Source organism: Williamsia sp. R60 (assembly GCF_054063855.1).
Genome location: NZ_JBSSGR010000002.1, coordinates 314,287 through 337,554, shown reverse-complemented (window position 1 = coordinate 337,554; position 23,268 = coordinate 314,287). Strand labels below are relative to the sequence as shown.

The 23,268-nt window shown below is 65.6% G+C and carries 17 protein-coding genes; 6 read left to right on the top strand and 11 right to left on the bottom strand.

The window, feature by feature from the left end; translation table 11 throughout:
- Window positions 1–5: 5 nt before the first annotated feature.
- Complete coding sequence (locus tag ACVWY6_RS08415; protein ID WP_457537357.1) at window positions 6–968, top strand: GNAT family N-acetyltransferase; 963 nt, start codon at window positions 6–8, stop codon at window positions 966–968.
- 40 nt (window positions 969–1,008) lie between these two features.
- Here the strand turns inward: ACVWY6_RS08415 and ACVWY6_RS08410 are convergent, their stop codons facing one another.
- Entirely contained in the window at window positions 1,009–1,440 is a 432-nt protein-coding gene (locus ACVWY6_RS08410) for a protein-tyrosine phosphatase family protein (protein WP_457537356.1), read from the bottom strand.
- Window positions 1,441–1,529: 89 nt separating this feature from the next.
- On the opposite strand from ACVWY6_RS08410, the gene ACVWY6_RS08405 reads away from it, so the two are divergent.
- The gene (locus tag ACVWY6_RS08405) at window positions 1,530–2,102 is read left to right on the top strand and encodes a hypothetical protein (protein ID WP_457537354.1); all 573 of its coding nucleotides are present in this window, start codon (window positions 1,530–1,532) and stop codon (window positions 2,100–2,102) included.
- A 101-nt stretch (window positions 2,103–2,203) separates the two neighbouring features.
- Here the strand turns inward: ACVWY6_RS08405 and eutC are convergent, their stop codons facing one another.
- The 5 genes from eutC to ACVWY6_RS08380 are packed head-to-tail and all read right to left on the bottom strand — an operon-like array spanning window position 2,204 to window position 7,112.
- A complete protein-coding gene (eutC, locus tag ACVWY6_RS08400; protein WP_457537352.1) occupies window positions 2,204–2,926 on the bottom strand; it encodes an ethanolamine ammonia-lyase subunit EutC in 723 nt (240 codons plus the stop codon).
- Entirely contained in the window at window positions 2,926–4,347 is a 1,422-nt protein-coding gene (locus ACVWY6_RS08395) for an ethanolamine ammonia-lyase subunit EutB (protein WP_457537350.1), read from the bottom strand. The genes eutC and ACVWY6_RS08395 overlap by 1 nt, the downstream gene beginning before the upstream one ends.
- A 4-nt stretch (window positions 4,348–4,351) precedes the next feature.
- Window positions 4,352–5,761, bottom strand: a complete 1,410-nt coding sequence (gene eat / locus ACVWY6_RS08390) for an ethanolamine permease (protein ID WP_457537348.1) — start codon at window positions 5,759–5,761, stop codon at window positions 4,352–4,354.
- Between the two features lie 33 nt (window positions 5,762–5,794).
- Window positions 5,795–6,976 (bottom strand): N(5)-(carboxyethyl)ornithine synthase, encoded by a 1,182-nt coding sequence (locus tag ACVWY6_RS08385; RefSeq protein ID WP_457537346.1) that lies wholly within the window; start codon window positions 6,974–6,976, stop codon window positions 5,795–5,797.
- 1 nt (window position 6,977) lies between these two features.
- On the bottom strand, window positions 6,978–7,112 hold the full coding sequence (locus ACVWY6_RS08380) for a hypothetical protein (RefSeq protein WP_023955493.1): 135 nt from the start codon (window positions 7,110–7,112) through the stop codon (window positions 6,978–6,980).
- A gap of 77 nt (window positions 7,113–7,189) precedes the next feature.
- On the opposite strand from ACVWY6_RS08380, the gene ACVWY6_RS08375 reads away from it, so the two are divergent.
- The gene (locus ACVWY6_RS08375) at window positions 7,190–7,990 is read left to right on the top strand and encodes an exodeoxyribonuclease III (RefSeq protein ID WP_457537344.1); all 801 of its coding nucleotides are present in this window, start codon (window positions 7,190–7,192) and stop codon (window positions 7,988–7,990) included.
- 10 nt (window positions 7,991–8,000) lie between these two features.
- On the opposite strand, the gene ACVWY6_RS08370 is transcribed toward ACVWY6_RS08375, so the two are convergent.
- Entirely contained in the window at window positions 8,001–8,438 is a 438-nt protein-coding gene (locus ACVWY6_RS08370) for a MarR family winged helix-turn-helix transcriptional regulator (RefSeq protein WP_023955497.1), read from the bottom strand.
- Between the two features lie 181 nt (window positions 8,439–8,619).
- Window positions 8,620–8,787 carry a hypothetical protein gene (locus ACVWY6_RS08365; protein ID WP_457537343.1) on the bottom strand — a complete coding sequence of 56 codons (168 nt, stop codon included), beginning with the start codon at window positions 8,785–8,787 and terminating at the stop codon, window positions 8,620–8,622.
- Between the two features lie 56 nt (window positions 8,788–8,843).
- On the opposite strand from ACVWY6_RS08365, the gene ACVWY6_RS08360 reads away from it, so the two are divergent.
- From ACVWY6_RS08360 to ACVWY6_RS08350, 3 genes are all read left to right on the top strand, one after another.
- On the top strand, window positions 8,844–9,545 hold the full coding sequence (locus ACVWY6_RS08360; protein ID WP_457537341.1) for a siderophore-interacting protein: 702 nt from the start codon (window positions 8,844–8,846) through the stop codon (window positions 9,543–9,545).
- Window positions 9,546–9,565: 20 nt separating this feature from the next.
- Entirely contained in the window at window positions 9,566–10,549 is a 984-nt protein-coding gene (locus tag ACVWY6_RS08355) for an ABC transporter substrate-binding protein (RefSeq protein ID WP_457537339.1), read from the top strand.
- Window positions 10,550–10,617: 68 nt separating this feature from the next.
- Window positions 10,618–11,910, top strand: coding sequence for a SagB family peptide dehydrogenase (locus ACVWY6_RS08350; protein WP_457537337.1), 1,293 nt, complete (start codon window positions 10,618–10,620; stop codon window positions 11,908–11,910).
- Window positions 11,911–11,943: 33 nt separating this feature from the next.
- On the opposite strand, the gene ACVWY6_RS08345 is transcribed toward ACVWY6_RS08350, so the two are convergent.
- The 3 genes from ACVWY6_RS08345 to ACVWY6_RS08335 are packed head-to-tail and all read right to left on the bottom strand — an operon-like array spanning window position 11,944 to window position 23,183.
- Window positions 11,944–16,503 carry an amino acid adenylation domain-containing protein gene (locus ACVWY6_RS08345; protein ID WP_457537335.1) on the bottom strand — a complete coding sequence of 1,520 codons (4,560 nt, stop codon included), beginning with the start codon at window positions 16,501–16,503 and terminating at the stop codon, window positions 11,944–11,946.
- Window positions 16,500–22,412: an amino acid adenylation domain-containing protein gene (locus ACVWY6_RS08340; RefSeq protein ID WP_457537333.1), complete on the bottom strand. Its 5,913-nt coding sequence runs from the start codon at window positions 22,410–22,412 to the stop codon at window positions 16,500–16,502. The genes ACVWY6_RS08345 and ACVWY6_RS08340 overlap by 4 nt, the downstream gene beginning before the upstream one ends.
- Window positions 22,413–22,457: 45 nt before the next feature.
- Entirely contained in the window at window positions 22,458–23,183 is a 726-nt protein-coding gene (locus ACVWY6_RS08335) for a hypothetical protein (protein WP_133248644.1), read from the bottom strand.
- Window positions 23,184–23,268: the final 85 nt, after the last annotated feature.

Sequence of the window (23,268 nt, the reverse complement as noted above, 5' to 3'; positions counted from 1 at the left end):
CGCACGTGAGCACCCCGTCACCCGGGGATCGGGTGGTGGTCCGCTTCCACAAGGACCCCGGCGCCCCGGCCGACTGGCGCGCCGACGAGTCGGCCACGTTGAGCGATGTCACCGGGGTGCTGGAGTCGAGCGATTCGTCCGTGCTGGTGGTCCGGCGCGGTGACGAGTCGGTCCGGGTACCCGCCTCGTTGGTGCAGGCCGTCAAGGTCCTGTCGATCAAACCGGTCCGGAACTCCGAGATCCGTTCGCTCGAGGTGGCCGCGGCCCGAGGCTGGCCCGGCCTCGAGTGGGAGATGATCAGCGGCTGGCGCGCCCGGGCGGGCGGCGGGTTCAGCCGGCGTGCCAATTCAGCGGTGCCGCTGGAGATGGGCGCAAAGGTCGATGGCGAAACGATCGAGCTTCTACGGCATTGGTACGCCGAGCGCGATCTGCCGCTGAAGCTGGCTGTGGTGACACGGCTGATCCCGGGTTCGCATGTGCCGGTCGACGACTACGTCATCACGGTCGAGGCACTCACCGCTCCGATCGGCGTATTGGCATCGTCCCCCGACCATCCGGTCGACATCACCGACAGCCCCACGGAACGATGGGCTGCGAAATACTGCGCCGCACACGGTGACTCCGACGCCCCACTGGCCGCTGCCGTGGTGTCCGCGGTCGACGGCGGCACCCTGGCGTTCGCGGGTATTCACGACTCCGACGGCGCACTCGTGGCGATCGGCCGAGGGGCAGTGACCGACGGACTCCGTGACGATCGGTGGCTGGGCCTCTCGGCACTGTGGACCGCACCCGAGTGTCGGGGCCGCGGGCTCGGGGGGTCGATCCTCACCGCACTGGAGCAATGGGGTGAGGCGCAGGGCGCCACGTCGATCTACCTGCAGGTCGAAACCGGAAACAACACCGCACGGGAGTGGTACCGCCGCTTGGGTTTTGGCCTGCACCACAGTTACGGGTACATCGACTACTGACGCCCCCGCCGAGCGGGTCCTTTCCCCGCCGACCGTGAGATCAGGACTTGAAGCGCGTCACAAACCGGCGCTGCCACGGGGTCTCGACCGCTCGCGGCGAGTATGTGGCCCGCACGTACGCCACCGCGTCGGCTGCGGGCACCCCGTCGATGATCGCCAGGCACGCCATCGCAGTACCGGTGCGTCCGTATCCGCCGCCGCAGGCGATCTCGACCTGCTCCGACATGGCGCGATCCCACAGCTCGTGCAACGCCGACCGGAAGTCGACCGGGTCAGCCGGCAGCCAGAAGTCACGCCACCGCACCCATCGACTCTCCCAGTTCATCGCGGGAGGCCTGGCCCCCAGCAGGTACAGCCCGAAGTCGGGGACTGCTTCAGAGGTCATGTCGTGTCGCAGACCGCGACCGCGAATCACTCGGCCCGACGGCAGGCACATGAGGCCTGACTCAGAGTTTTCCCAGGTGAGGGGCATACCGCAAGCCTAACGCTCTGCCGACAGCGAACAACCTCGACGGCACTCTGTAACGGTGTAATCATGTAATCACCTACCGAGGAGACATCATGAAAAACGAACACCGAGGCTCGCGCGGACCGGGAGCCGGACGCCGCGGCGGCTGGCAACAGGCCGAACTACCCGACGCCGGCGACGCTGCCGCCTGGTTCGTCGGACGACTTCCCGACAACTGGTTCTCGGGACCAGTCGAGGTCACCGTCGACCGAGACGAGATCACCGTGATCGGCGCACTCACACCGCCGGACACCGGTGAGGAGGGGAACGCGGCAGCAGCAGCAGAAGGTCGGGCGTCGCGTTTCAGAGAGGACACCCGCGGTGAACGGATGGCCATCGCCGACGAGGCACAGGCCCGTTATGCGCGCAAGGTGTCTTGGGGCGTCAAGGTCGGTGACCAGCGAATCCTCTTCACCCACATCGCAGTTCCGGTGATGACCCGGCTTCGACAGCCCGAACGTCAGGTGCTCGACACTCTCGTTGATGCCGGAGTAGCCCGCTCCCGCGCCGACGCGCTGGCGTGGTCGGTCAAACTGGTCGGCGCGCATACCGACGAGTGGTTGGGCAAACTCCGAACGGCGATGGACGAGGTCGACAACCTGCGCGCCGAGGGCCCCGGGCTCTGACCCACCCGCGCCGAATTCGCTCCACCTGCTTGCGTTCGAGCCCGGTGCAACCGGATCGAACGCAGGTAGGTGGAGCGAATTTGGCGAGGGTGAGGGGCAGGTCAGGTGAGGGCTCGGCTGTTGTCCTTGAGGTCCACACCGCTGCGCCCCAGCTTGCGGGCACCGTCGACCAGCGCCGCGCAGACGCGTGCGGCGTCGGCGTACCCGAGACCTCCGGGCGGATGGATGTTCGATATGCAGTTGCGCATCGAATCCGCCCTGCCGGGCTCCGGGAGGTGGGTGAGGTAGATGCCCACACTGTCGGCCACCGACAGCCCCGGCCGCTCGCCGATGATGACGATCAGTGTCCCGACCTTTTGAGCCGCGCCGATGTGGTCACCGAGGGCCACCCGCGCCTGGGTCGCGATGACCGGCGGAGCGAGCGAGTAGCGAGGCGCCAGAACGTCTTTGAGTGCCGAGAGCAATCCGGCTCCATGTTCGGACAGGGCAATCGGTGACAGCCCGTCCGCCAGGACGAAGCCGATGTCCGCGCCGACGTCCGAGACTGCCGTCAGGTCGTCCGGTGTGCGACCCAGATCCGGACGCCTCAGGTATTCGCTGCGGTCGGATGCCTTGCTGGTGACCACGATGGGCTCGCCGAGACCCACCTCGGCCACTGCGGCCGCGAGGCCCCCGACGTCCAATGGCTGGTGCACCGCGTCGCGAGCGGCGGCATGCGCGGCGGCGAACTCCAGCACTCTGCTGGTGGGCAGCGAATCGCCGGTGCGCCCCAACCCTATTCGAGCAGCGGTCCGTAAACGCAGACCGTCCCACAAGTCGCTCATCAGGCCACCGGCCCCGTCAGGCTGCGCAGCGGTGACGACTCGGGGGCCAGGTCGAGCACCCGGCCGTCGGCTCCCAGCATTCCCACCTTGTCGAGCCACGCCTCGAACTCTGGAGCCGGCTTGAGTCCGAGCGTCCGCCGCGCGTACAGGGCGTCGTGGAACGACAGGCTCTGGTAGCCGAGCATCACGTCGTCGGCTCCGGGAACGGTGATGACAAACGGCACGCCGGCAACCCCCAGCAGGGTGAGCAGATCGTCCATGTCGTCCTGGTCGGCCTCGGCGTGATTGGTGTAGCAGACGTCCACACCCATCGGCAGCCCCAGCAACTTGCCGCAGAAGTGATCTTCGAGTCCGGCCCGCACGATCTGCTTGCCGTCGTAGAGGTACTCGGGACCGATGAAACCGACGACCGTGTTGATCAGCAACGGATCCAGTTCTCGCGCAACGGCGTACGCCCGCGTCTCGAGGGTCTGCTGATCCACCGGCCTACCACCGGTTCCGAGGTGCGCTCCCGCCGAGAGGGCCGATCCCTGGCCGGTTTCGAGGTACATCACGTTGTCGCCGACAGTCCCGCGCGACAACGACCTGCCCGCTTCGTTGCCCTCGCGCAACAGCGCCAGATCCACGCCGAACCCCTTGTTCGCCCCCTCGGTTCCCGCGATCGACTGGAACACCAGATCCACCGGCGCACCGGCTTCCACCAAACCGATGGTGGTGGTGACGTGCGACAGCACGCACGACTGCACTGGGATCTCGAACCGCTGACGGATGTCGTCGAGCAACAACAGCAGTTCAGATGTGGCGTGTGGAGAATCGGTGGCCGGATTGATCCCGATCACCGCGTCGCCGCATCCGAGCAGCAGACCATCCAGGGTCGCCGCGGCGATCCCGGTCGGATCGTCGGTCGGATGATTGGGCTGCAACCGGGTGGCCAGCCGGCCCGGGAGGCCGATCGTGGTGCGAAACGCCGTCACCACCGAAATCGCCTTGGCGACCGCGATGAGGTCCTGGTTGCGCATCAATTTGCTCACCGCCGCAACCATTTCCGGCGTCAGACCCGGCGCGACGTTCCGGAATGTCGTCGCCGCGACGTCGGAGGGCCTGGCCGCAACCTCGAGCAGCCAGTCACGAAGACCACCGACGGTCATCGACGACACCGGTGAAAAGGCTTTGCTGTCATGCGAATCCATGATCAGCCGGGTGACCTCGTCGGATTCGTACGGCACCACCGCCTCGGACAGGAACACGGTCAGCGGAACGTCGGCCAGTGCCCACTGCGCCGCAGCCCGCTCGGTGTCCGACTCGGCAGCACACCCGGCCAACTCGTCGCCACTTCGGCGTGGAGTGGCCTTTGCCAGCAGCTCGACCAAGCCGTCGAAGGCGTAGGTGGTGCCGGCAAGCGTGTGTCGATAGACGGTCACACCCTCATTCCATTTCTTTGTCGACCTCGGCAAGCAGTGCGAACTCCTCGTCGGGCGAGGACGCCACCAGGTGCTTGCGGCTGTACAGGCCAAAGTAGGCCATGAACGCGACGAATGCCGCCAGACACCACAAAGCCGCGGTGGTGTCGACCAAGAAGGTGGCGATCACCGACGCCACCGCGATGACCAGCGCGAATCCGGTGGTGACGATGCCTCCCGGCGTCCGGTAAGGCCGTTCCATCTCGGGCTCGCGAACGCGCAGCACGATGTGGCTCACCATCATCAACACGTAGCTCAGCGCCGCCCCGAAGACCGCCATGTTGAGCAGGATCGCACCCTCACCTGTGAAGGTCAGGGCGAACCCGATGACACCCGGGATGATCAGCGCCCAGGTGGGCGCCTTGCGGCTGTTGGTCACCGACAGCACGGTCGGCAGGTAGCCCGCACGCGACAGCGCGAAGAGTTGGCGCGAGTATGCGTACATGATCGAGAAGAAGCTGGCGACCAGGCCGGCCAGCCCGATGTAGTTGACGACGGTCGCGGTGGTGCCGTCGAGCGCGTCGACCAGCGGGTTGGCGGACTCCCCCACACCCTGGGCCCCGAGGGCCCCGGTGGCGAGGAACAACACCAGCGCGCAGGTCAGGAGCAGTACGCCCATTGCGGCGATGATGCCCCGCGGCACGTTCTTCTCCGGGTTCTCGGCCTCCTCCGCCGCAAGCGGAACACCTTCGATCGCAAGGAAGAACCAGATGGCGAAGGGAAGCGCAGACCAGATGCCCAGGTAGCCGAACGGCATGAAATCGGACGACCCGGCGGCGTCGGGGTCGGGCGCGATGTCGGTGAGCAGACCCGCGTCGAACTTGCCGAGCGCGGCTATCCCGAAGATCACCAGGCCGACCAGTGCAATGGCGGTGATGACAAACATCGCCTTGAGTGCCTCGCCTGCCCCCACGAGGTGGATACCGATGAAGATCACGTAGACAGCCAGGTAGACCCACCAGCCGTCGGAGATGCCGAACAGGTCGAGCGATTCGACGTAACCCCCAATGAAGGTGGCGATCGCCGCAGGCGCGATGGCGTACTCGATGAGGATGGCCGTGCCCGTGGCGAAACCACCCCACGGGCCCATCGCCCGACGGGCGAAGGTGTAGCCACCTCCGGCCGCGGGCAACGCAGAGGACATCTCGGCCATGCCGAGGACCATCGCGAGGTACATCGCCGCGATGATGACCGAGGCGATGAGCAGTCCACCGAAGCCACCCTCGAGCAGACCTGCATTCCAGCCGGCGTAGTCGCCGGAGATCACATAACTCACGCCGAGCCCGGCCAGCAGCACCCAGCCGGCCGTGCCCTTGCGCAGTTGACGCTTTTCGAGATAGTCGGAGGTTTCCGACCCTGCAACGGTTTCAGTCATGCCGCAAGGTATCCGGCGACTGAAACCGCACCGTTAGCGTGAGTTTTCGTACGTGTTTCGTCTTTCGGCTGCTTCCACCGCATGCGGGAATTCGGCGGACCGGTGCTGGAACGAGAGAATGCTCGGGTTCTTGACGACACCCTCACGGATCTCGATTGCCCGGAACACGGTCGGGACACGGTCCCACGCTGCGGGCCCCTGCAGGATCGTCTCGAGATGCGGCAGCAGCGCCGAACTGATCTCCCACGTGGCCGAGTCCCACAGATATGACGGACTGTGGTCGACCGCGTAGTACAGAACGTTGTTGCCGACCATGAACGAAGGATCGGTGAAGGTGGTCGGCCGCGCCCAGCTGAAACCCATTCCCTCGTCACAGGACACGTCGACGATGATGCTGCCGGGCGCGAAGCCAGCCAGATCGGATTCGTCCAGGAACGTCAACGGCATGTCGGTGTTCTGCAGGACGCAGTTGACAACGATGTCGTTGCGGGCGAGGAACTCGGCCACCGGGACCCGGCCGTCTGCCGACTCGGCCCACATGCCCTGGGGCTCGCCCGATTCACCGTGCTCGAGCTGGACGATCTGGGTCGAGTGGATGGGTGAGCCGACGGCCGCGACGTCGCGGTTCGTCAACACGGTGACGTCGTCGACACCGTGGGCGTTCAGTGCGGTCACCGCACCACGCGCGGTGGCGCCGAATCCGATCACGGTCGCCTTGAGCCTGCGGCCGTAGTCCCCTGTCTTGCCCGCCAGTTCGAGCGCGTGCAGCACCGAGCTGTATCCGGCCAGTTCGTTGTTCTTGTGGAAGACGTGCAGCGCGAACCCGCCCTCGGCAGTCCAGTGGTTCATCGCCTCGAACGCGATCAGCGTCAGTCGCCGGTCGATTGCGACCTGCGTGAGCGCTTCGTCCTGCACGCAATGCGGCCATCCCCAAACCGTTTGTCCCACACGCATATCCAGAAGATCCGCAGCCTGGACCTTGGGGAGCAACACCACGTCACAGTCGGCGATGAGCTGCTCACGGGTGCCGATGTCGCCGACCAGCGGGCGCAGGTCGGCATCGGTCACCCCGAAATGCCGGCCATAGCCGTGCTCCAGCGAGATCCGACTCCGCACGCCCGGCTCGATCTTGCGGAAGTGCTGAGGATGAATCGGTAGCCGTCGTTCGTTTTCTTTTGCCGAGTGAGCGAGTATGCCGATCGAAAGATTCTGCAAGTCAGCGCTTTTTGTTGCCGCTGAAGATGGTCTCGCCCGGGGCGGACTCGGTCTTGCCCTTCTTGATGGCACGCTTTTCTTTGAGGGACTTGCCGGACTTCTTGGACATACCTTGACGGGGCGATTTGTCTGCCATGTGGCGATCCCTTGATTGAGAACCTGATAGGTCCCGATGTCCTCAGCGTACCCCTCCGGTATGAAAAACTCGGAGGCATGCGTATCGCCACCTGGAACGTCAACTCCATCCGGGCCCGGAGTGAACGGGTCGTCGATTGGCTCGAAAGGGCCGACATCGATGTGCTGGCCATGCAGGAGACCAAGTGCAGCGACGACCAGTTCCCCGCCATGGGGTTCGCGGCGGCAGGATATGACCTCGCCACGATCGGATACAACCAGTGGAACGGCGTGGCCATCGCGTCGCGGGTCGGGCTGACCGACGTCCGCACCGCATTCGACAACCAACCGGGGTTCAGCAAGGACGCCAACGTGGATCCCGCGGTCGAGGCCCGGGCCATCGGTGCCACGTGTGGTGGGGTCCAGGTGTGGAGTCTCTACGTGCCCAATGGCCGCAGCCTCGACGACCCCCACTACACATACAAGCTGGAATGGCTTGCTGCGCTGCGTGATACCGCGGCGGGATGGCTCACCGACGAACCGACGGCACAGATCGCGCTCACCGGGGACTGGAACATCGCCCCCACCGACGACGATGTCTGGGACCCCGCACTCTTCGCCGACAAGACACACACATCCGAGCCCGAGCGCAAGGCGTTCCGTGCGGTGGTCGATGCCGGGTTCTCCGATGTGGTACGCCCCCACACACCTGGCCCGGGGGTGTACACGTACTGGGACTACACACGGTTGCGGTTCCCACGCAAAGAGGGGATGCGCATCGACTTCGCACTCTGTTCACCGGCGCTGTCCGCTCGGGTGACCGGTGCCGAGATCGACCGCCAGGAACGAAAAGGCAAGGGCGCCAGCGATCACGCGCCCGTGATCGTCGAACTCGGCTAGGACGGGCGGGTCACTGGTCGCGGTCTTCCACCAACTCGTCGGCGACCACGCGCAGGGTGCGGCCCAGCACTTCGCGCTCGGCGGAATCGAGTCCGTCGAGTGCCTTCTCCAGAGCCTGGATACGACGCGATCGGCTGCCGTTCACCAGTTCGTTGCCGGCGTCACTGAGGGCGAGCAAACTCGCCCGGCCGTCGGCAGGGTCGGCGGTCCTGGCCACCAGACCGTCCCGTTCGAGAGCGGTCACGATCCGCGACATCGTTGGCACCGTGACGTTTTCACGTTCGGCCAGTTCGGAGAGCCGGATCGGCGCCTCGGCGGCCATCAGGACCCACATCGCCGACAAGGCACTGAGCGGCTGCGAATGCTGGCCGGTCCGCTGACGCAGTGCCCGGGTGATCCTGGTCAAATCGCGGTACAGCGACGATGCGGTGGTGGTCTGGCCAGTCATGACTTCGATCCTGTCAGTTCGGTGCTCGGCCCCTTCGAGAGATCATCGTTCACTGAGCTCTTCGGCGCCATCGGAGGACGCCATGGACGCAGTGACCATCATGACGGTCGTCGACGGCAACCGACCACCCCTCACACAAACTCGTCACCGGGGCGACACGGCCTGTGCAACTGACGGCGGTTCACCGGGTGTGGAGGATGAGGATCAAGACGAGCCCGCTGGTCACGATCAGGACGGCGACCACGGCCGAGACCCCGACAGCCACGAGAACGGTCGCCGTGTTGACGCCTGATTCCGGTTCGACGGCCCGGATCTCCTGGGTCGGATCGTCGTCGTCGTGCGGCTGCATTTGCCCATTACAACACGGCAACCCGTTTCCGAGGGAGCTTAGGCTAAGCTCACCCCATGACCAGAGGACTGTCAGGTTTGGCCCTCAAGGCGTTCGGGGCGAACGACTACCGACTCACGGTGACAGGCAAGCAGCAGATCACCGACCGCTACATCCGTCTCGGATTCGCAGCCGGGGGGTTGCTGGAACACCACCCGAGTCACCCGACCCAGTGGGTCCGGCTGTGGATCCCGAACGGTGACAAGGTGCAGCAACGGGGATACACCCTCGTCGACCCCGACCCGGCGGCCGACCGCTTCGACATGGAGTTCGCACTCCACCCCGGTCCGGCGTCGGACTGGGCGACCTCTGCGGTGGCCGGCGACGAGATCGACGCGTCGGTGATGGGTTCGAAGTTCGAGATTCCCACACCGCCCCCAGCCGAGTACCTCCTGTTCGGCGACCCCGCGTCCCTGCCTGCGATCAACTCGCTGCTCGACGTCGTCGGCGACGTGCCGGTGCGCGTCTGGCTCGAGTGCCAGCACGACTCGGATCGCGATCTACCGCTGCGCTCCACTCCCCGCACAACTGTGCAGTGGCTCGATCGGGGAGACAAGGGGCAGGCCCTGCGCAGGGCCGCGAGCGAGTTGAGTTGCGGTCAAGGGGCATACGCATGGGTTGCCTGCGAGTTCCACACCACACGCGACATCGTCAAGTCTCTCAAGTCGATACACAAGATCCCCAAGTCCGCGATCAAGTCGCAGGCCTACTGGAAATGACCGTCAGCGAAAGAGTGCAGATGCCCACCCGCTTCAACCGTCTCGGTGTTCCGGCCCTCACCGCAGTGTTCGCCGTCTTGATCCTGCTGATCTCCGCGTGCAGTTCCCCCGAGGAGAAGGACGACTCCGCAGGCGGTCCCATCCAGGTGAACACCTCGATGGGTCAGGTCACCATCGACGGCACGCCGGAACGGATCGTCACCCTCGGTACCCAGTGGACCGATGTTGCCCTCGCGTTCGGTGTGACGCCGGTGGCCTACCTCGACAACGTCGAATTGCTCACCAAGGAACCCACGCCGTGGGTGGGCGAACGCCTTGCCTCGTCGCAGTCGGTGGACCCTGCCCGCGACGTCGCCAGTCAGGTCGCGTCCGTCGATCCACAGCTCATCCTGTCGACGAACTTCGGCGAACAGCAGGAGACCTACGAGAAGCTGAACAAGCTCGCCCCCACCATCCCGTCGATCACCGGCCAGCAGGTCGATCCGTGGGAGGACATGGTGACCTTCATGGGCACCGTGCTGCGCCAGCCCGACAAGGCCAAGGAGATCATCGATGGCGTCCACGCCAAGGTCGACCAGATCAAGCAGGACCATCCCGGGCTGAACGGCAAGACCTTCTCGCTTGCGTACATGTTCACCAATGATCAGATCCAGGTCTTCGGTGACCCTAATGACGGTGCGGCCACCCTGTTCTCGTCACTCGGTATGGCGATGGCCCCCAGCCTGCTCGACACGTTCGAGAAGAACGGCGAACCGCGTTTCCCGATCTCCACCGAGAACGTGCCGCTGATGAACTCGGATCTGCTGGTGGTGACGGCCAATTCACCGCAGATGCGGGGCGCCCTGGAAAGTCTGCCGGGATACAAGAACCTGACCTCGGTCAAGGACAAAGCCGTGTCGTGGCTCAGTGTCGCCGAGATCAGCGGCATCAATCAACCGTCGCCGCTGTCGCTTCCGTACGTCCTCGACAAGATCACGCCCGCATTCGACGCCGCTGCCAAGTGACCGGGGCGAGCCCACCCTCGGTGGGAGACCTGGAGTTCGTCTACGCCTTCCGGCCGGGGGCGTCCTGCATGACCGCACCCGGCGGCGTGGCGGTGTTGTTGCCCGACAAACAGCGCCTCACCGGGCTGTCACCCGAACAGATCCGACTACTCAAAGCGCTGGGCCGAGAACCCACCCAACTCGACCCGGCCGACACCCGTGTCAGACCTCTGCTCGATCGACTCGTCGCGGCCGGACTGCTGACGGTCACCGTCCGGTCGGGCGGAGTGGACCTGTACTCGCTGCTGCCTTTTGCGCCGCCGCCGCCGCGAACGACCCCCGTGGCCGGCCGGGTACCGATCACCCTGTCGAAGTTCGCCGTGATCCATCGAATCGACGACCGTTGTGTGGCAGAACATCCGATGTCCTGGTGTGACATCGAGATACACGACGGACGGGTGCTCGCGGCCATCGCAGGGATGTCCGCCACCGGGGAGCTCTCTCCCGAGGCCCTGTCCAGGTTGGCCGACGACCTGGGCTGGGCGGGCTTTGTCACCGACCCGCGATCCGAGCACGACGACTTCGCCACCCGCAGTTGGGGTCCACACGAATTGTGGTTCCACCGCCGGAGCACGTTCGGTGTGCGCACCCGCGACTGGGGGCGCTTCGGGCCGACCAAATGGGCGGCCGGCACGTTCCCTCCACTGCCCGCTCGCAAGACCGCCTATGCAACAGACCCGATCGCCCTGCCCGCTCCCGACCTGGACAGCCTGCGCGTCGCCGGGGACTCACTCACCGCCGCGATCGAGGACCGCACCTCGTGCCGAGACTTCGCGGCCCAGTCCCCGCCCACCGTCGAGCAACTCGGAGAGTTCCTCTTTCGCACGGCACGGAACCGGACGCTGCGGGCAATCGGGGACGAGGAGTTCCCGTCTAAGCCGTTCCCGTCGGGCGGGGGTCTGTACGAGATGGAGGTGTATCCCGTTGTGCGACAGGTGCACGGACTCGCTTCCGGGATGTACCACTACGACGCATTCGATCACGCGCTGCGTCCGGTGGCCGCCATCGACCATCCGGCGATCAGCCGGCTGCTCACCCCGTCGTCGCTGACCCTCGCCGATGGACAGCTGCCGCAGATCCTGTTCGTCTTTGCCGCACGCGTAGGACGGGTGATGTGGACCTACGAGCAGATTCCTTACGCAGTCATGCTCAAGCATGTCGGGGTGCTGACCCAGACGATGTCGCTGGTGGCCACCGACATGGGCCTGGGGTCGGTGGCGCAGGGCTACTGCGACACTGCCGCATTCGCCGAACTGGCCGGGGTCGATGAGATGACCGAATGTGCCATAGGCAGTTTGGTACTCGGCTCCCCGCGTCGGTGACTCGAACAGCCCGGTCGCGGACGAGAACCGACGTCAGAGGGCGCGGGCGAGCGCGGCCACGGACTCCTGCCAGATACCGGCGAGATCGTCGGCTTGCCTGGCGTTCATCAGCGACTCACTCCAGCGCAGGCTGGTGACCAACTGCGGCCCCTCGGCCGTGCCCCGGACCACTGCGACCACGTCCAGTGCGTACCGGAGCGGCAGCTCGGGTTCTGGAGCGGTGGGCAGATGGCCGTTGAGTTCGAGGTCGGTGATGGCCGACCACGGTCGAGGGTTGTCCGTCGCTCCGGCCGAGCTCAGATCGAACCGGCCGAGGTAGTTGAACTCGATCTGCGGGTCGGCGAGATCCACGAGGCCCGCAACCCGCTCGACATGGCGCAGCAAGCCGTAGTCGATCCCGCGACGCGGGATGGCGCCGACATGCGAGGTGACCGAATTCAACAGGGCAACTGCGACTTCCGGTGCGCGTGTGACCGCGTCGAGGTCGACCGGCCTGCCCGCACCGAGCCGGACCGGGAAGACGCTGGTGAACCACCCGACGGTCTCTGAGGTGTCCACTTCGCCTGCCACCACGCCGTCTTCGCGGCCGTGTCCCTCGAGGGCGATCAGAGCACCGCCAGTGTTGTCCTGCCCGTTGACGGTTCGCCATGTCGTCACGGCAATGGTGAGGGCAGTCAGCAGGAACTCGCGCATCCCGGCGTCCTTGCCTGCCAGTTTCGCCAGCACGCGGCCGGTGATCTCGGTGGTGGTGTGTGCGTCGGTGGTCTGCAGCGACGACCACTCGTCGACGGCCGGATCGGGCGGCCGCTCCCCGATCTCCGGGTCGGGCCCCGCGAGTTGACCGATCCAATAATCCTGCTGCGCAAGAACGTCCTCGGATCCGCTCCGCTCGGTGAGCACGTGCGTCCAGCGTCGATAGGAGGTGGACACACGTCCCAGAACGGGCACCGATCCTTCGCTGAGCATGCGTCCGCACTCGGCGAGATCGCCGAACAGTATCTGCCAGGACACCGCATCTGTCGCCAGATGGTGGATGGCGAGGAGCAACACGTCTCCACCGACCGGGTTCTGTAGTCGAACAGCGGCCATCATTGCGCCGGCTTCGGGGTCGATCCGTCCGGCAGCGATCCGGGCGGCGTCCTCGACTGCGCGGCCCGGGCCTTCGCCGACCACAACCGTCTCGATGATGTCCGCCGCGCTCACCGACCCGATCTCTCGCGTCTCGAGCCGGTGGCCGGACGGATCGGAGTACAGCTTCGACCGCAGCATGTCGTGGCGGTCGAGCAGCGCTTGCAGCACCGACTGCACGTCGCCGTCCGTCACACCCTCGGGCAATGCGATCAGGGTTGTCTGGGTGAACCGGCGGAAACGGCCGTACTCGTACATCCATCGGACGATCGGCAGTGCAACCACCTCGCCGGGACCGTCGTGCTCACCGTCGTCGTCGACCACGGCCACCTCACCGGCATCGATGGCCGCGGCAAGAGAGCGTACCGAGGGGTTCTCGAGAACCGCTCGTGGACTGACGTGCACGCCGAATCGTCTGAGCGCGTTCACCAGCGACATGGCGACGATGCTGTCCAACCCGAGATCGAAGAAGTCCTGGTCGACGCCTGGTGGGGGCCCGCCGATCAATTCGGCGAACGCCGTGCACAAGGCTCGCTCGGTGTCCGTCGACGGCAGGGCATCGGCTCCTGTCCTGGCCGACAGTGCGTCTTGCGCCAAGTTCGTCAGGATTTCGTTGTCCAGCTTGCCGTTTGATGTCATCGGCAGGGACTCGAGCGTCAGCACTCGGGCGGGAAGCATATGGGTGGGCAGGCGTTCGGCGAGGAACGCGCGGATCTGTTGATCCGAAACGGACGTTCCGACAACAAAGCCGACCAGCGTGGCCCCGGCCGCACGTCGAAGCACCACCACCGCAGCCGTTTTCACATCCGGCACGCCGCGCAAGGCACTCTCGATCTCGCCGATCTCGATGCGATATCCCCGGATCTTCACCTGACTGTCAGCCCGGCCGAGAAAGGTCAGCTTGCCGTCGGGCAGGTGCCGGACCAGGTCCCCGGTTCGATACATCCTCCTCCCGGTACCGGTGGGGTCGGCAACAAACCGGCCGGCGGTCATCCCTGGCTGCGCTGCGTAACCGCGGGTGACCTGCTCGCCGGCGAGATACAGCTCCCCGGCGACCCCACGCGGAACGGGACGTAGCGCAGAATCGAGAACGTGCGCCGTCATGCGGTCCACGGCCTGACCAACCGTGGGTGTGGGTGAATCCTTGACCGTTGCGACCACGGCTTCGACAGTGGTCTCGGTGGGGCCGTAGCAGTTGTAGACGTCCAGATCGTCGAACTCTTGCAACTGTTTCCACAGTGCCGCACTGATGGCCTCGCCTCCGAGTGCCAGCACCGACAGCGGTGTGCGTGTGCTGTTCGCCGGGATCAGGCCGGCACCCGAGAGTTGACCGAACATCGACGGGGACGTGTCGATCATGTCGATTCCTTGCGTGATGATCCCCTCGACCAGGGCGTCGGCATCACGCATGTCCTCGGAGTCGAACAGGTGGACGCTGTGCCCGTCGAGCAGACCGACCAGTGGTTGCCACGAAGCGTCGAAACTGAGTGACCACGCGTGACCGATGCGCAACGGGCGGCCGAGGCGATTCTTCGCGGGCGCGTACACCCGGTCCCGGTGGTCGGCGAAGTAGCTCAGCACGGCGCCATTGGTACCGATGACACCTTTGGGTTCACCGGTCGAACCGGAGGTGAAGATGAGATAGGCGCTGAGGTGGGACTCGTCCGGCACCGATGGCGGCACGGGTTCTCGGCGTGCGATCGAATCGATCACCTCCGGGTCGTCGAGCCGCAGTACGGTGGTGGCACCGCCCAGGAGCTCTGCGGGCAGCACATCTGACCTGGTGATCACGAAGGCGGAGTTCGACTGTCGCAGAATCGATCCGATCCGTGCCGCCGGCAGCGCGACATCCACGGGGACGTATGCAGCACCGGCGGCCAGTACACCGAGGATCGAGATCACCGACTCGGCCGACCGCTCGAGCGCGATCGCCACCACGTCTTCCGGACCGACTCCACGGTGGCGGAGTTCCTGGGCCACACGCAGTGTGCGGTCGCGCAATTCGGCATAGGTGAACTGGGTGGTCGTGGTGGTGAGGGCGGTCGCGTCCGGGGTCACCGCGGCCTGGCGGAGGAACGCGGCAGCGATGGTTCCGGTGGGCACGTCATCGACGGCGGTACCGCGTTCCACGGCAGTGTGCTCGGTGGGTAACAGCACGTCGAGAGTATCGGGACCGGCAGATCCAGAATCAGGAATCTGCCTGAGCACGTGCAGGATCCGCTCGGCGATGTCTGCGGCGGGCAGGTGCGGAAGGGCCTCGTCGATGGCCTCTGCCATCACCACCAAGGAACCGTTCTGCAGGTATGCCGCGATGGTGAGTGGGTAGTGCGCGAGGCTCTCCATCGCCACGGGCAGAAACCGCGTCCCATCGCTGGTGCTGAGAGGTTCGGTCACCGCACCGATCGGGGCATTCTCGAAGACGAACAGGGTGTCGAAGAGACTGCCGTGCCCTGCGGCACGCTGCACCGCAGACAGACCGAGATAGCCGAGATCGCGCATCCGCGCAGAGTCTCGCTGCAGTGCCGCAAGACTTTCTGCCACCGATGTGCCGGGTTCGAAGACGACCACAGAGGGAACAGTGTTGATGAACAGACCGATCATGCCCTCGACGCCTGGCAGGGAGTCCGGCCGACCCGAGATGGTGGTGCCGAACACCACGTCACGCCGATCGGTCAGCCGTCCCAACACCACTGCCCAGGCGTATTGGACGACGGTGTTCACCGTCAGACCCTGGGTCCGTGCCCACGATGTCAGCCTGGTGGTGTCGGACCGGTTCAGCTGAACTCTCGTGCGCCGGGGGACCGAATCCGGCTGGGCCCCGCGGCCTTCGGCCAGCATCACCGGACCACGTAACGGCGCGAGGTAGTCGACCCAACTCGCCAGCGCGGAGTCATCGTCCTGGGCCGCCAGCCAGCCGATGTAATCACGGTATGGACGCGGCAGAGGCAATGACCGGCCATCGCCGCCCGCCTCGTACACAGCCAACATCTCCTGGAAGAAGATCGCGACGGCCCATCCGTCCATCAAGATGTGGTGCGCGGTGATCAGCAGTCGCCGGCGGTCGTCAGGCATGTTCACCAGCACCACACGCAGTGCGGGGCCCTGGGACAGATCGAACTTGCGTCGCCGCTCGGATCCGGCGATGGAATCGAACTCGTCCGGGGTCGCGGATCGCTCGGCCCACGGCAGTTCGACCCAGGTGGGAACGATCTGTACGGGTTTGGGGATGTCGCGGTCCCAGAAAGAGACCCGCAGGTTCGGGTGGCGCTCGAGGACCACCTCGACGCTTCTGCGCAACAACTCGGTGTTCACATCGCCGCTGATCTCGACGATGAATTGCATCGTGTACAGATCGAGGTCGTCGCCCGCGATCTCGGCGAGTGAGAAGAGGCCCTCCTGCAGTGGACTCAGTGCCAGAACATCCTCGATGGCGGGTGCGGAGCGATTGACCACGTCCTCGGTCATGAACCCGGTTTCCACGAGGCGGTGAGGGCTGCCAGGGCGTCGTCACTCAACCCGGAGACAGACATCGGCGCATGGGTCGCTGCGGGGGCCTCGGGCCGGCCGACTTCGGGGTCCTCATCCGATCCGGGAGCTGAGGCACGGGCCTCGTCGACTGCGGCGGCCACCTCGGCGATCGTGTGGTGATCGAAGATCATCTGTGGCGTGAGCGGGATATTCTCGGCTGCAAGCTTTCCCGCGAGCTGAATGGAGATGACGCTGTCGCCACCGAGTGCAAAGAAGTTGTCATCGCGACCCACGCCGTCGATGTCCAGCAACTCCGCGAGAACATCGCAGATCGCGCGCTCGGTGTCGGTCTGGGGCAGTTCGCCACCGCCGGCGACGCCCACGACCCCACCGGCCACCGTGGCCTCGGAATGCATCTGGAAGACAAGCGAACCGGTGCGGTCCCACCTCGCCCTGTCACCGGTGCGCACGGGTCCCGACCCCGCCACCTGGACGTGGACGTCGCCCACCACCCCTGGCGGAACCGGGTCGAGTTGTGCGCCCAGCACCAGTACCTTCGCTCCTGGGACCGGACGTCCGGAGTGAGAACCGGACAGCTCGCCCGTCACCACAATGGCGTCGAGATCCCCTGCCGTGTAACGGTACTCAGCAACCGAACCGGCAGACAGGGACCCGAGCGTCTCGCCCAGAGATGGTTGGGTGCCGACCGAGGCAGCCACCCAGGTCCGCACCGACGGCATCATCGACACCCCCGAGTGCGGAAGCATGCCGAGCACGTCCGGTGACGCGACCACCCTCTGCGCCGACTGCCCGGCGATCACAGTGGCCAGGGCGGCTGGATCGGTGCGTTCGGAGTCGGTGGCCAGCACCACAGTGGCTCCGTCCGACAATCCGGCAAGGAGCTCCGATACCATCACCGGGTCGCCGGAACGAACAGCGATCAACCGAATCGCATCGGTGCTCGGAACCGGAAGCTGACACGGACGTCCGTGCAGCGCACCGCGCACAACCGTGACGACATCGGACAGCGGGCCACTCGCGTCGTCGTTGCGTGCCAGACAGTCGGTGAGGGAACGGTAGTCGAGGACGTCGTCGCCCCGCCGGATCGCAATTGTGTCGCTGCCGGCAGGAAGGGCATTCATCCTGGCTCGGAAGGCCTCGACATCAAGCGGTCCTCCATCGCACCATTGGTCGAGAAGGCGGTGGCGTTCGTCGGCAAGAAGCACGTCCGCTTTCTTCACCGGGGTGTCCACGTGGTCGGCAAAGTGCTTGAGCATGACGATCATTCGGCGGGCCATCTCTTCGGCGGTGTCGCGATCGTAGAGATCGGTCGACGCCACGAGGCGTGCGGCCAGACCGCCATCGGCTTGCGAGGCAAAGATGATGTTCAGGTCGAGGAACGATGTCTCGAAGTCCACCGGCAGCAACGAGATCGTGGTTCCGTCGGTCAGCGCCGATGCGCCGGAGACACCGCTGGAATCTCGGCTGTGCTCATCTCGAAAGTGCATCATCACCTGGAACAGCGGATTACGCGACCGGGTGCGGCGCGGGTTGAGCGCTTCGACGAGGCGCTCGATGGGCACGTCCTGGTTGGCATACGCTCCCAGCGCCACATCTCTCCCCCGGATGAGGACGTCGTGCAGCGTCGGGTCACCGCTGAAGTCGTTGCGTAACACCACCATGTTCGCGAACAGTCCCACGATGTCGGCCGTGGCATCGTCGGTCCGGCCGGCGACCGGAGTACCGATGGTGATGTCGTCGCCACCGCCCAGTTTGTGCAGCAGGGTCGCCACCGCAGAGTTCAGCAACATGAACTCGCTGACGCCGGCGCGATCGGCCACGCCGCGCAACTTGGCGCGCAGATCTGCGGGCACCGCAAAAGTCACGATTTCGCCGGTCTTTCCGAGCACTGCGGGCCGAGGACGGTCCGCTGCGACGGTGATGTGGTCTGGAATGCCCGCCAACGTCGATCGCCAGTACGCGAGCTGCGCATCACCCACGTCGTGCGCCACCGCGCCTGGTTCGAAGAGGTCGCGTTGCCACAACGCGTAATCGCTGTATTGGATCGGCAGGGGCAACCAGGACGGCGCCGACTGATGACCGAGGCGGTGGCGGTAGGCGGTGGCCACGTCGGCCAGCAGCACATTGAACGACCAGTGGTCGATCACCATGTGATGCACCAAGATCGACAGCACATGCGAGTTCTCGCCGAGTGAGAACAGCTCCGTACGGATCAGCCGTTCGGATTCGATCGCGAAAGTATGGCCGGCCACCCGGTCGAGTTCTGCACTCAGCTGCGCTTCCTTCTCGGCGATCGACGTGCCGTTCACCACCGTGAGTGGCAACACCGCGGGCTCGACGGGTCCGACAACCTGATACGGCACACCTTCTCGCTCCACAAACGTTGTCCGCAAAGCCGAGTGGCGGGCGATCACGTCGCCCAGTGCGTCGGTCAGGGCAGGCACATCAAGCGGACCATCGATCCGCACCGCCATCGGGATGTTCCCGACCGCACTGGGCCCTTCGAAGCTACGGGCGAACCACATCGCGAGCTGTGAGTACGACAGGGGCACGTGTTCTGGCGCCTCGGTGCGAGCAGCGATCGCGGGCCGACGCGGTGCGCCGGTCAGAGATGATGAAGCCGCAGCCTCCGCGATCGAACTGCTGCCGAGATCCCAGTCTCCGCCATCGTCATCGTCATGCGCGTCGAGGTCGATGCCGAACTCGCTACGCACCTGGGCCACCAGCCACGTCGCCAAGCCGGCAACGGTGGGCGTGTCGAACGGTGCCCGGACGTCGATGTCCACTCCGAACTCGGTCCGGATCTGCGTGACCAAACGCGCCGCCAGCAACGAGTGCCCGCCGAGTTCGAAGAAGGAGTCGTCTGCGCCGATGTCATCGCGGCCGAACAGGGACGCGAACAGTGCGGCAACACGGATCTCGGTCGGGGTGGTGGGTGCACGTGACTCCGCGGGCCGGCTGCTCACCGGTTCCGGAAGTGCTCTGCGATCGAGTTTCCCGTGTGCGGTGAGTGGTATCTCGTCGATCACGGCAAAGCCGCTCGGCACCATGTATTCCGGCAACACCGACGCAGCGTGGTCCCGGACGTCCCCGATCTCGATGGTCTGATCACGTTCGGCGACAAGGTAAGCCGCCAGCGATGCGCCCACACGTGGATCGTCGGTGACGATAACCAGAGCACGCGCGACCGCAGGGTGGCCGGCGAGCGCCGACTCGACCTCGCCGAGTTCGATCCGGAAGCCGCGTATCTTCACCTGCTCATCGATCCGGCCGACGAATTCGATGTCGCCGTCGACGTTCCAGCGCGCGAGGTCGCCCGTCCGGTACAGCCGGGCACCCGGCGACATCGGATCGGCGACGAACCTCTCGGCGGTCAGCGCTGGACGGCCGAGGTATCCACGTGCGAGTTGCTCTCCGCCGATATAGATCTCGCCGACCACTCCGGTCGGCACGAGCTGCAGTGCGGCGTCGAGGATGTACACCGTCACATTGCGGTTCGGCACACCGATCGGCACGATCCGGACACCCTGGGGTCCGTCGACCGGGTAGTGGGTGGCCGCGACAACCGCTTCGGTGGGGCCGTAGTTGTTGCGCAATTGGGCGTCGAACACCGTGCCGAACTTGTCTGCGATCTCACCGGGCAGCGCTTCTCCACCCACGGGTATCTGGCGCAGGGTGGTCCACTCGTTGACCCCGGGCAGCAACAGGAACATCCCCAGCATGGAGGGAACCATGTGCATGACGGTGACGCCCTGGCGCACCAACAGGTCCGCCATGTACGGGATATCTTGCAAGCCATCGGGTTTGGGTATCACCAGCGTGGCCCCGAGAGTGAGCGTGCAGAACACCTCGAACAGCGAGGCATCGAAGCTGACCGACGATGTCTGAACCAGCCGGTCCTCGGCGGTCATCCCGAATTGGGCATGGAAGCCAGCGAGATGGTCCGCGATCGCCGCATGGGGTACTGGGACACCTTTGGGCCGGCCGGTGGAGCCGGAGGTGTAGATGACGTACGCCAGACCAGCCGGGAGCAGAGGGCGGATCCGGTCCGCGTCCACCGGGTCGACGACGGGCAGGGCCTCGGCTGCCTGCTCAGCAGCCGCCAGATCGGCCTGGGACAGCACAATTCGCGGCCTGGCGTCCTCGACGAGGAAGTCGATCCGGTCCGGCGGGTAGGACGGATCTATCGGAAGGTACGCGCCGCCCGCCTTGAGCACGGCGACCGCTGCCACGACGAACTCCACCGACGCGGCAAGACTCAGTGCCACAAGGTCTTCGGGTCCGATGTCGCGCGAGATGAACCAGCGGGCCAGACGGTTGGACCGGGCGTTGAGTTCGGCGTAGGTGAGGGTGTGGTTGTCGTCGATGATCGCGGGCTGGTCCGGATGTGCCCTGACCCGACTCTCGAACATCTCCGGCAGCGTGGCGGGTGTCGCGGAGACCTGATCACCGTGCGAACGCTCGATGATCTCCGCTCGCCCCTCCCCCAGGATATCGAGATCGACGATTCGTGTGCTGGGCGACGCGACAGCCTGGTGGAGCACCCGAACGTAAGCGGCCAGCATGTCGTCCACGATCGCGTGGTCGAGCACATCCGCGAAGTACTCGGCTTCTACAGATGCGCCGTCGTCATCGCGCACCACCGTCAGCCCGAGAGGCATCTGGGTCACCGAGGCGGCAAGGTCGAGCTGTTCGGCCGTCACACCGTCGAGCGCGAACCCGACCGCGCTCTTGCGCGTCGAAAAACTCAGTCGGACAATTTGTTCGAGACCGTCGCCACCAGACCGGTCCGGGTTCAGCTCGCGCACCACCCGATCGATACCGACATGCTGGTGACCGAACGCACCGAGAGCGTTGTCGCGAGTGGCCGCGATGAGGTCTTCGAAGGCGGCCCGGGGGTCGATGGTCGTCCGCACCAACACTGTGTTGCCGAAGTACCCGATCGCCCTGTCGGCCCCAGGCTTGCGCCGGTCGGTGATGGGCACGGCCACCAGGAAGTCCGTCGCACCGGTGTACCGGTGGATCAATGCTCCGAAGGCTGCCAGCAACACTGTGAACGGCGTTGTCGAAACCGCGCGAGCGAGCTCGTTCACCGCCTCGATCAGATCCGAGGACATCGCGCTGGAACCACGGCCTGCGTTCTTGGACGCGACACCGGGTGTCTCCGCGGGCAGTTCGAGCCATTCCGGAGCCGGGCTCAGCAATTCGCGCCAGTATGCGATCGCCGGGTCGTCGACTTCGGGGGCCACCGGATCGGTTGCCACGTCGAGGAACTGGGTTGGCGCCCGGTGTGCCGATCGCCCGTCATAGGCCGCATTCAGGTCGTCGAAGAAGACCGCCCACGAGTCGTCGTCCCAGCAGATGTGGTGGACGACAAGGACGAACACCCACTCGTCGCGGCCGGTTCGGGCCAGTGTCGCCCGCATCAGCACGTCCCGGGCGAGGTCGAACGGCCGCCCGAACTCACGTCGGGCGAGCACTTCGAGACGGCGAGAGCGACTCTGCTCCGCGAGATCGGTCAGGTCGTGTTCACTCCAGGGCACCTCGACGTGCTCGGCAGCTGCAGACTGGTACGGGATCCCATCGTCGCCCACGCCGTACGAGGTGCGCAGGATCTCGTGGCGTCCGACCACGTCGGATAGCGCTGCCCGCAACCGATCGACGTCCAAGCGGCCCGACAACCGGTATGCCACACAGACGTTGAGGGTGGTGTCATCAGGGTCACGGGTCTGCAGGAACCACAGCCGCTGTTGCCCCACCGACAGCGGTGAGCGCTCACCGGCCGATCGAGTGCGAACCGGAGCGGTGACGTCGGATGCGAGGCCGCTCTCGACGAGCTTTCGGCGGAGCCGTTCTTTGCGGCGGGCTATCAGGTCTTCTGGCATGGAACGCCCCTAGCGATCACGGTCCGACGGCAGACGCAGGCGGCGCTACAGCGCGCACGGAACCTGCGCGTACCCGGCGACCTCACAGGCGCTGGTGTTCGACAGCTTCCACTTGTTGTCTTTCCACACCCAGGTCAGGCCCATCGTCGCGTCGTTGAAACCCGGCGACGAGAGGATGAGGTTGGCGGACATGGTGTTTCCGTTGACGGTCACCGGGCCCGCGATCCGCCATTTCACACCCGCGGGCTCGAACGTCCGCAGCGTGTTGCCGATCCCCTCGCCCACCGGCACGCCCCGGGTGCCGGCCTCGAGCTCGTCGGCTTTCTGCGCACTCGAACCGTTCAGCACCAATTTCAGTTTGTTCTGCAGTTCTCCTGCGGACAACGCAGCGGGCGCAGCCGTTTCGGCTGCGGGCGCCTCGGTTGTCGCCGGCGCCGCGGGGGCCTGCGGTGCGTAGCCGCCACCCGAGGTGGTGCCACCTCCGACCGCGGGTGCGGGTGCAGCGGCCGCGGTGGTCGGCGCAGGAGCGGCGGGCGCAGCGGTGGTCGGCTGAGCCGTGGCTCCAGCCTGCACGGTTCCCTGCGGGTTCGCCGCGGCCCCGAGATTCACCACGGTGGGTTCCGCGGAGTTCGACGCCGAATTGTCGGTGTCGACGGCAAACAAAACCCCCACCACACCGATGGACACTATGAGCGCTGAGATGACCGCCGACACACCGGCAGCCACGAACACTGTCGGCACGTTGACACTCGAGTTCGATTTCTCGGTCACCACATCTGCTTTCTGTTCACTTCATGATTTCCCCGCATGTACGCGCTATTGAACCACGACACGGGCATAAATGGTAAGCCTGTCC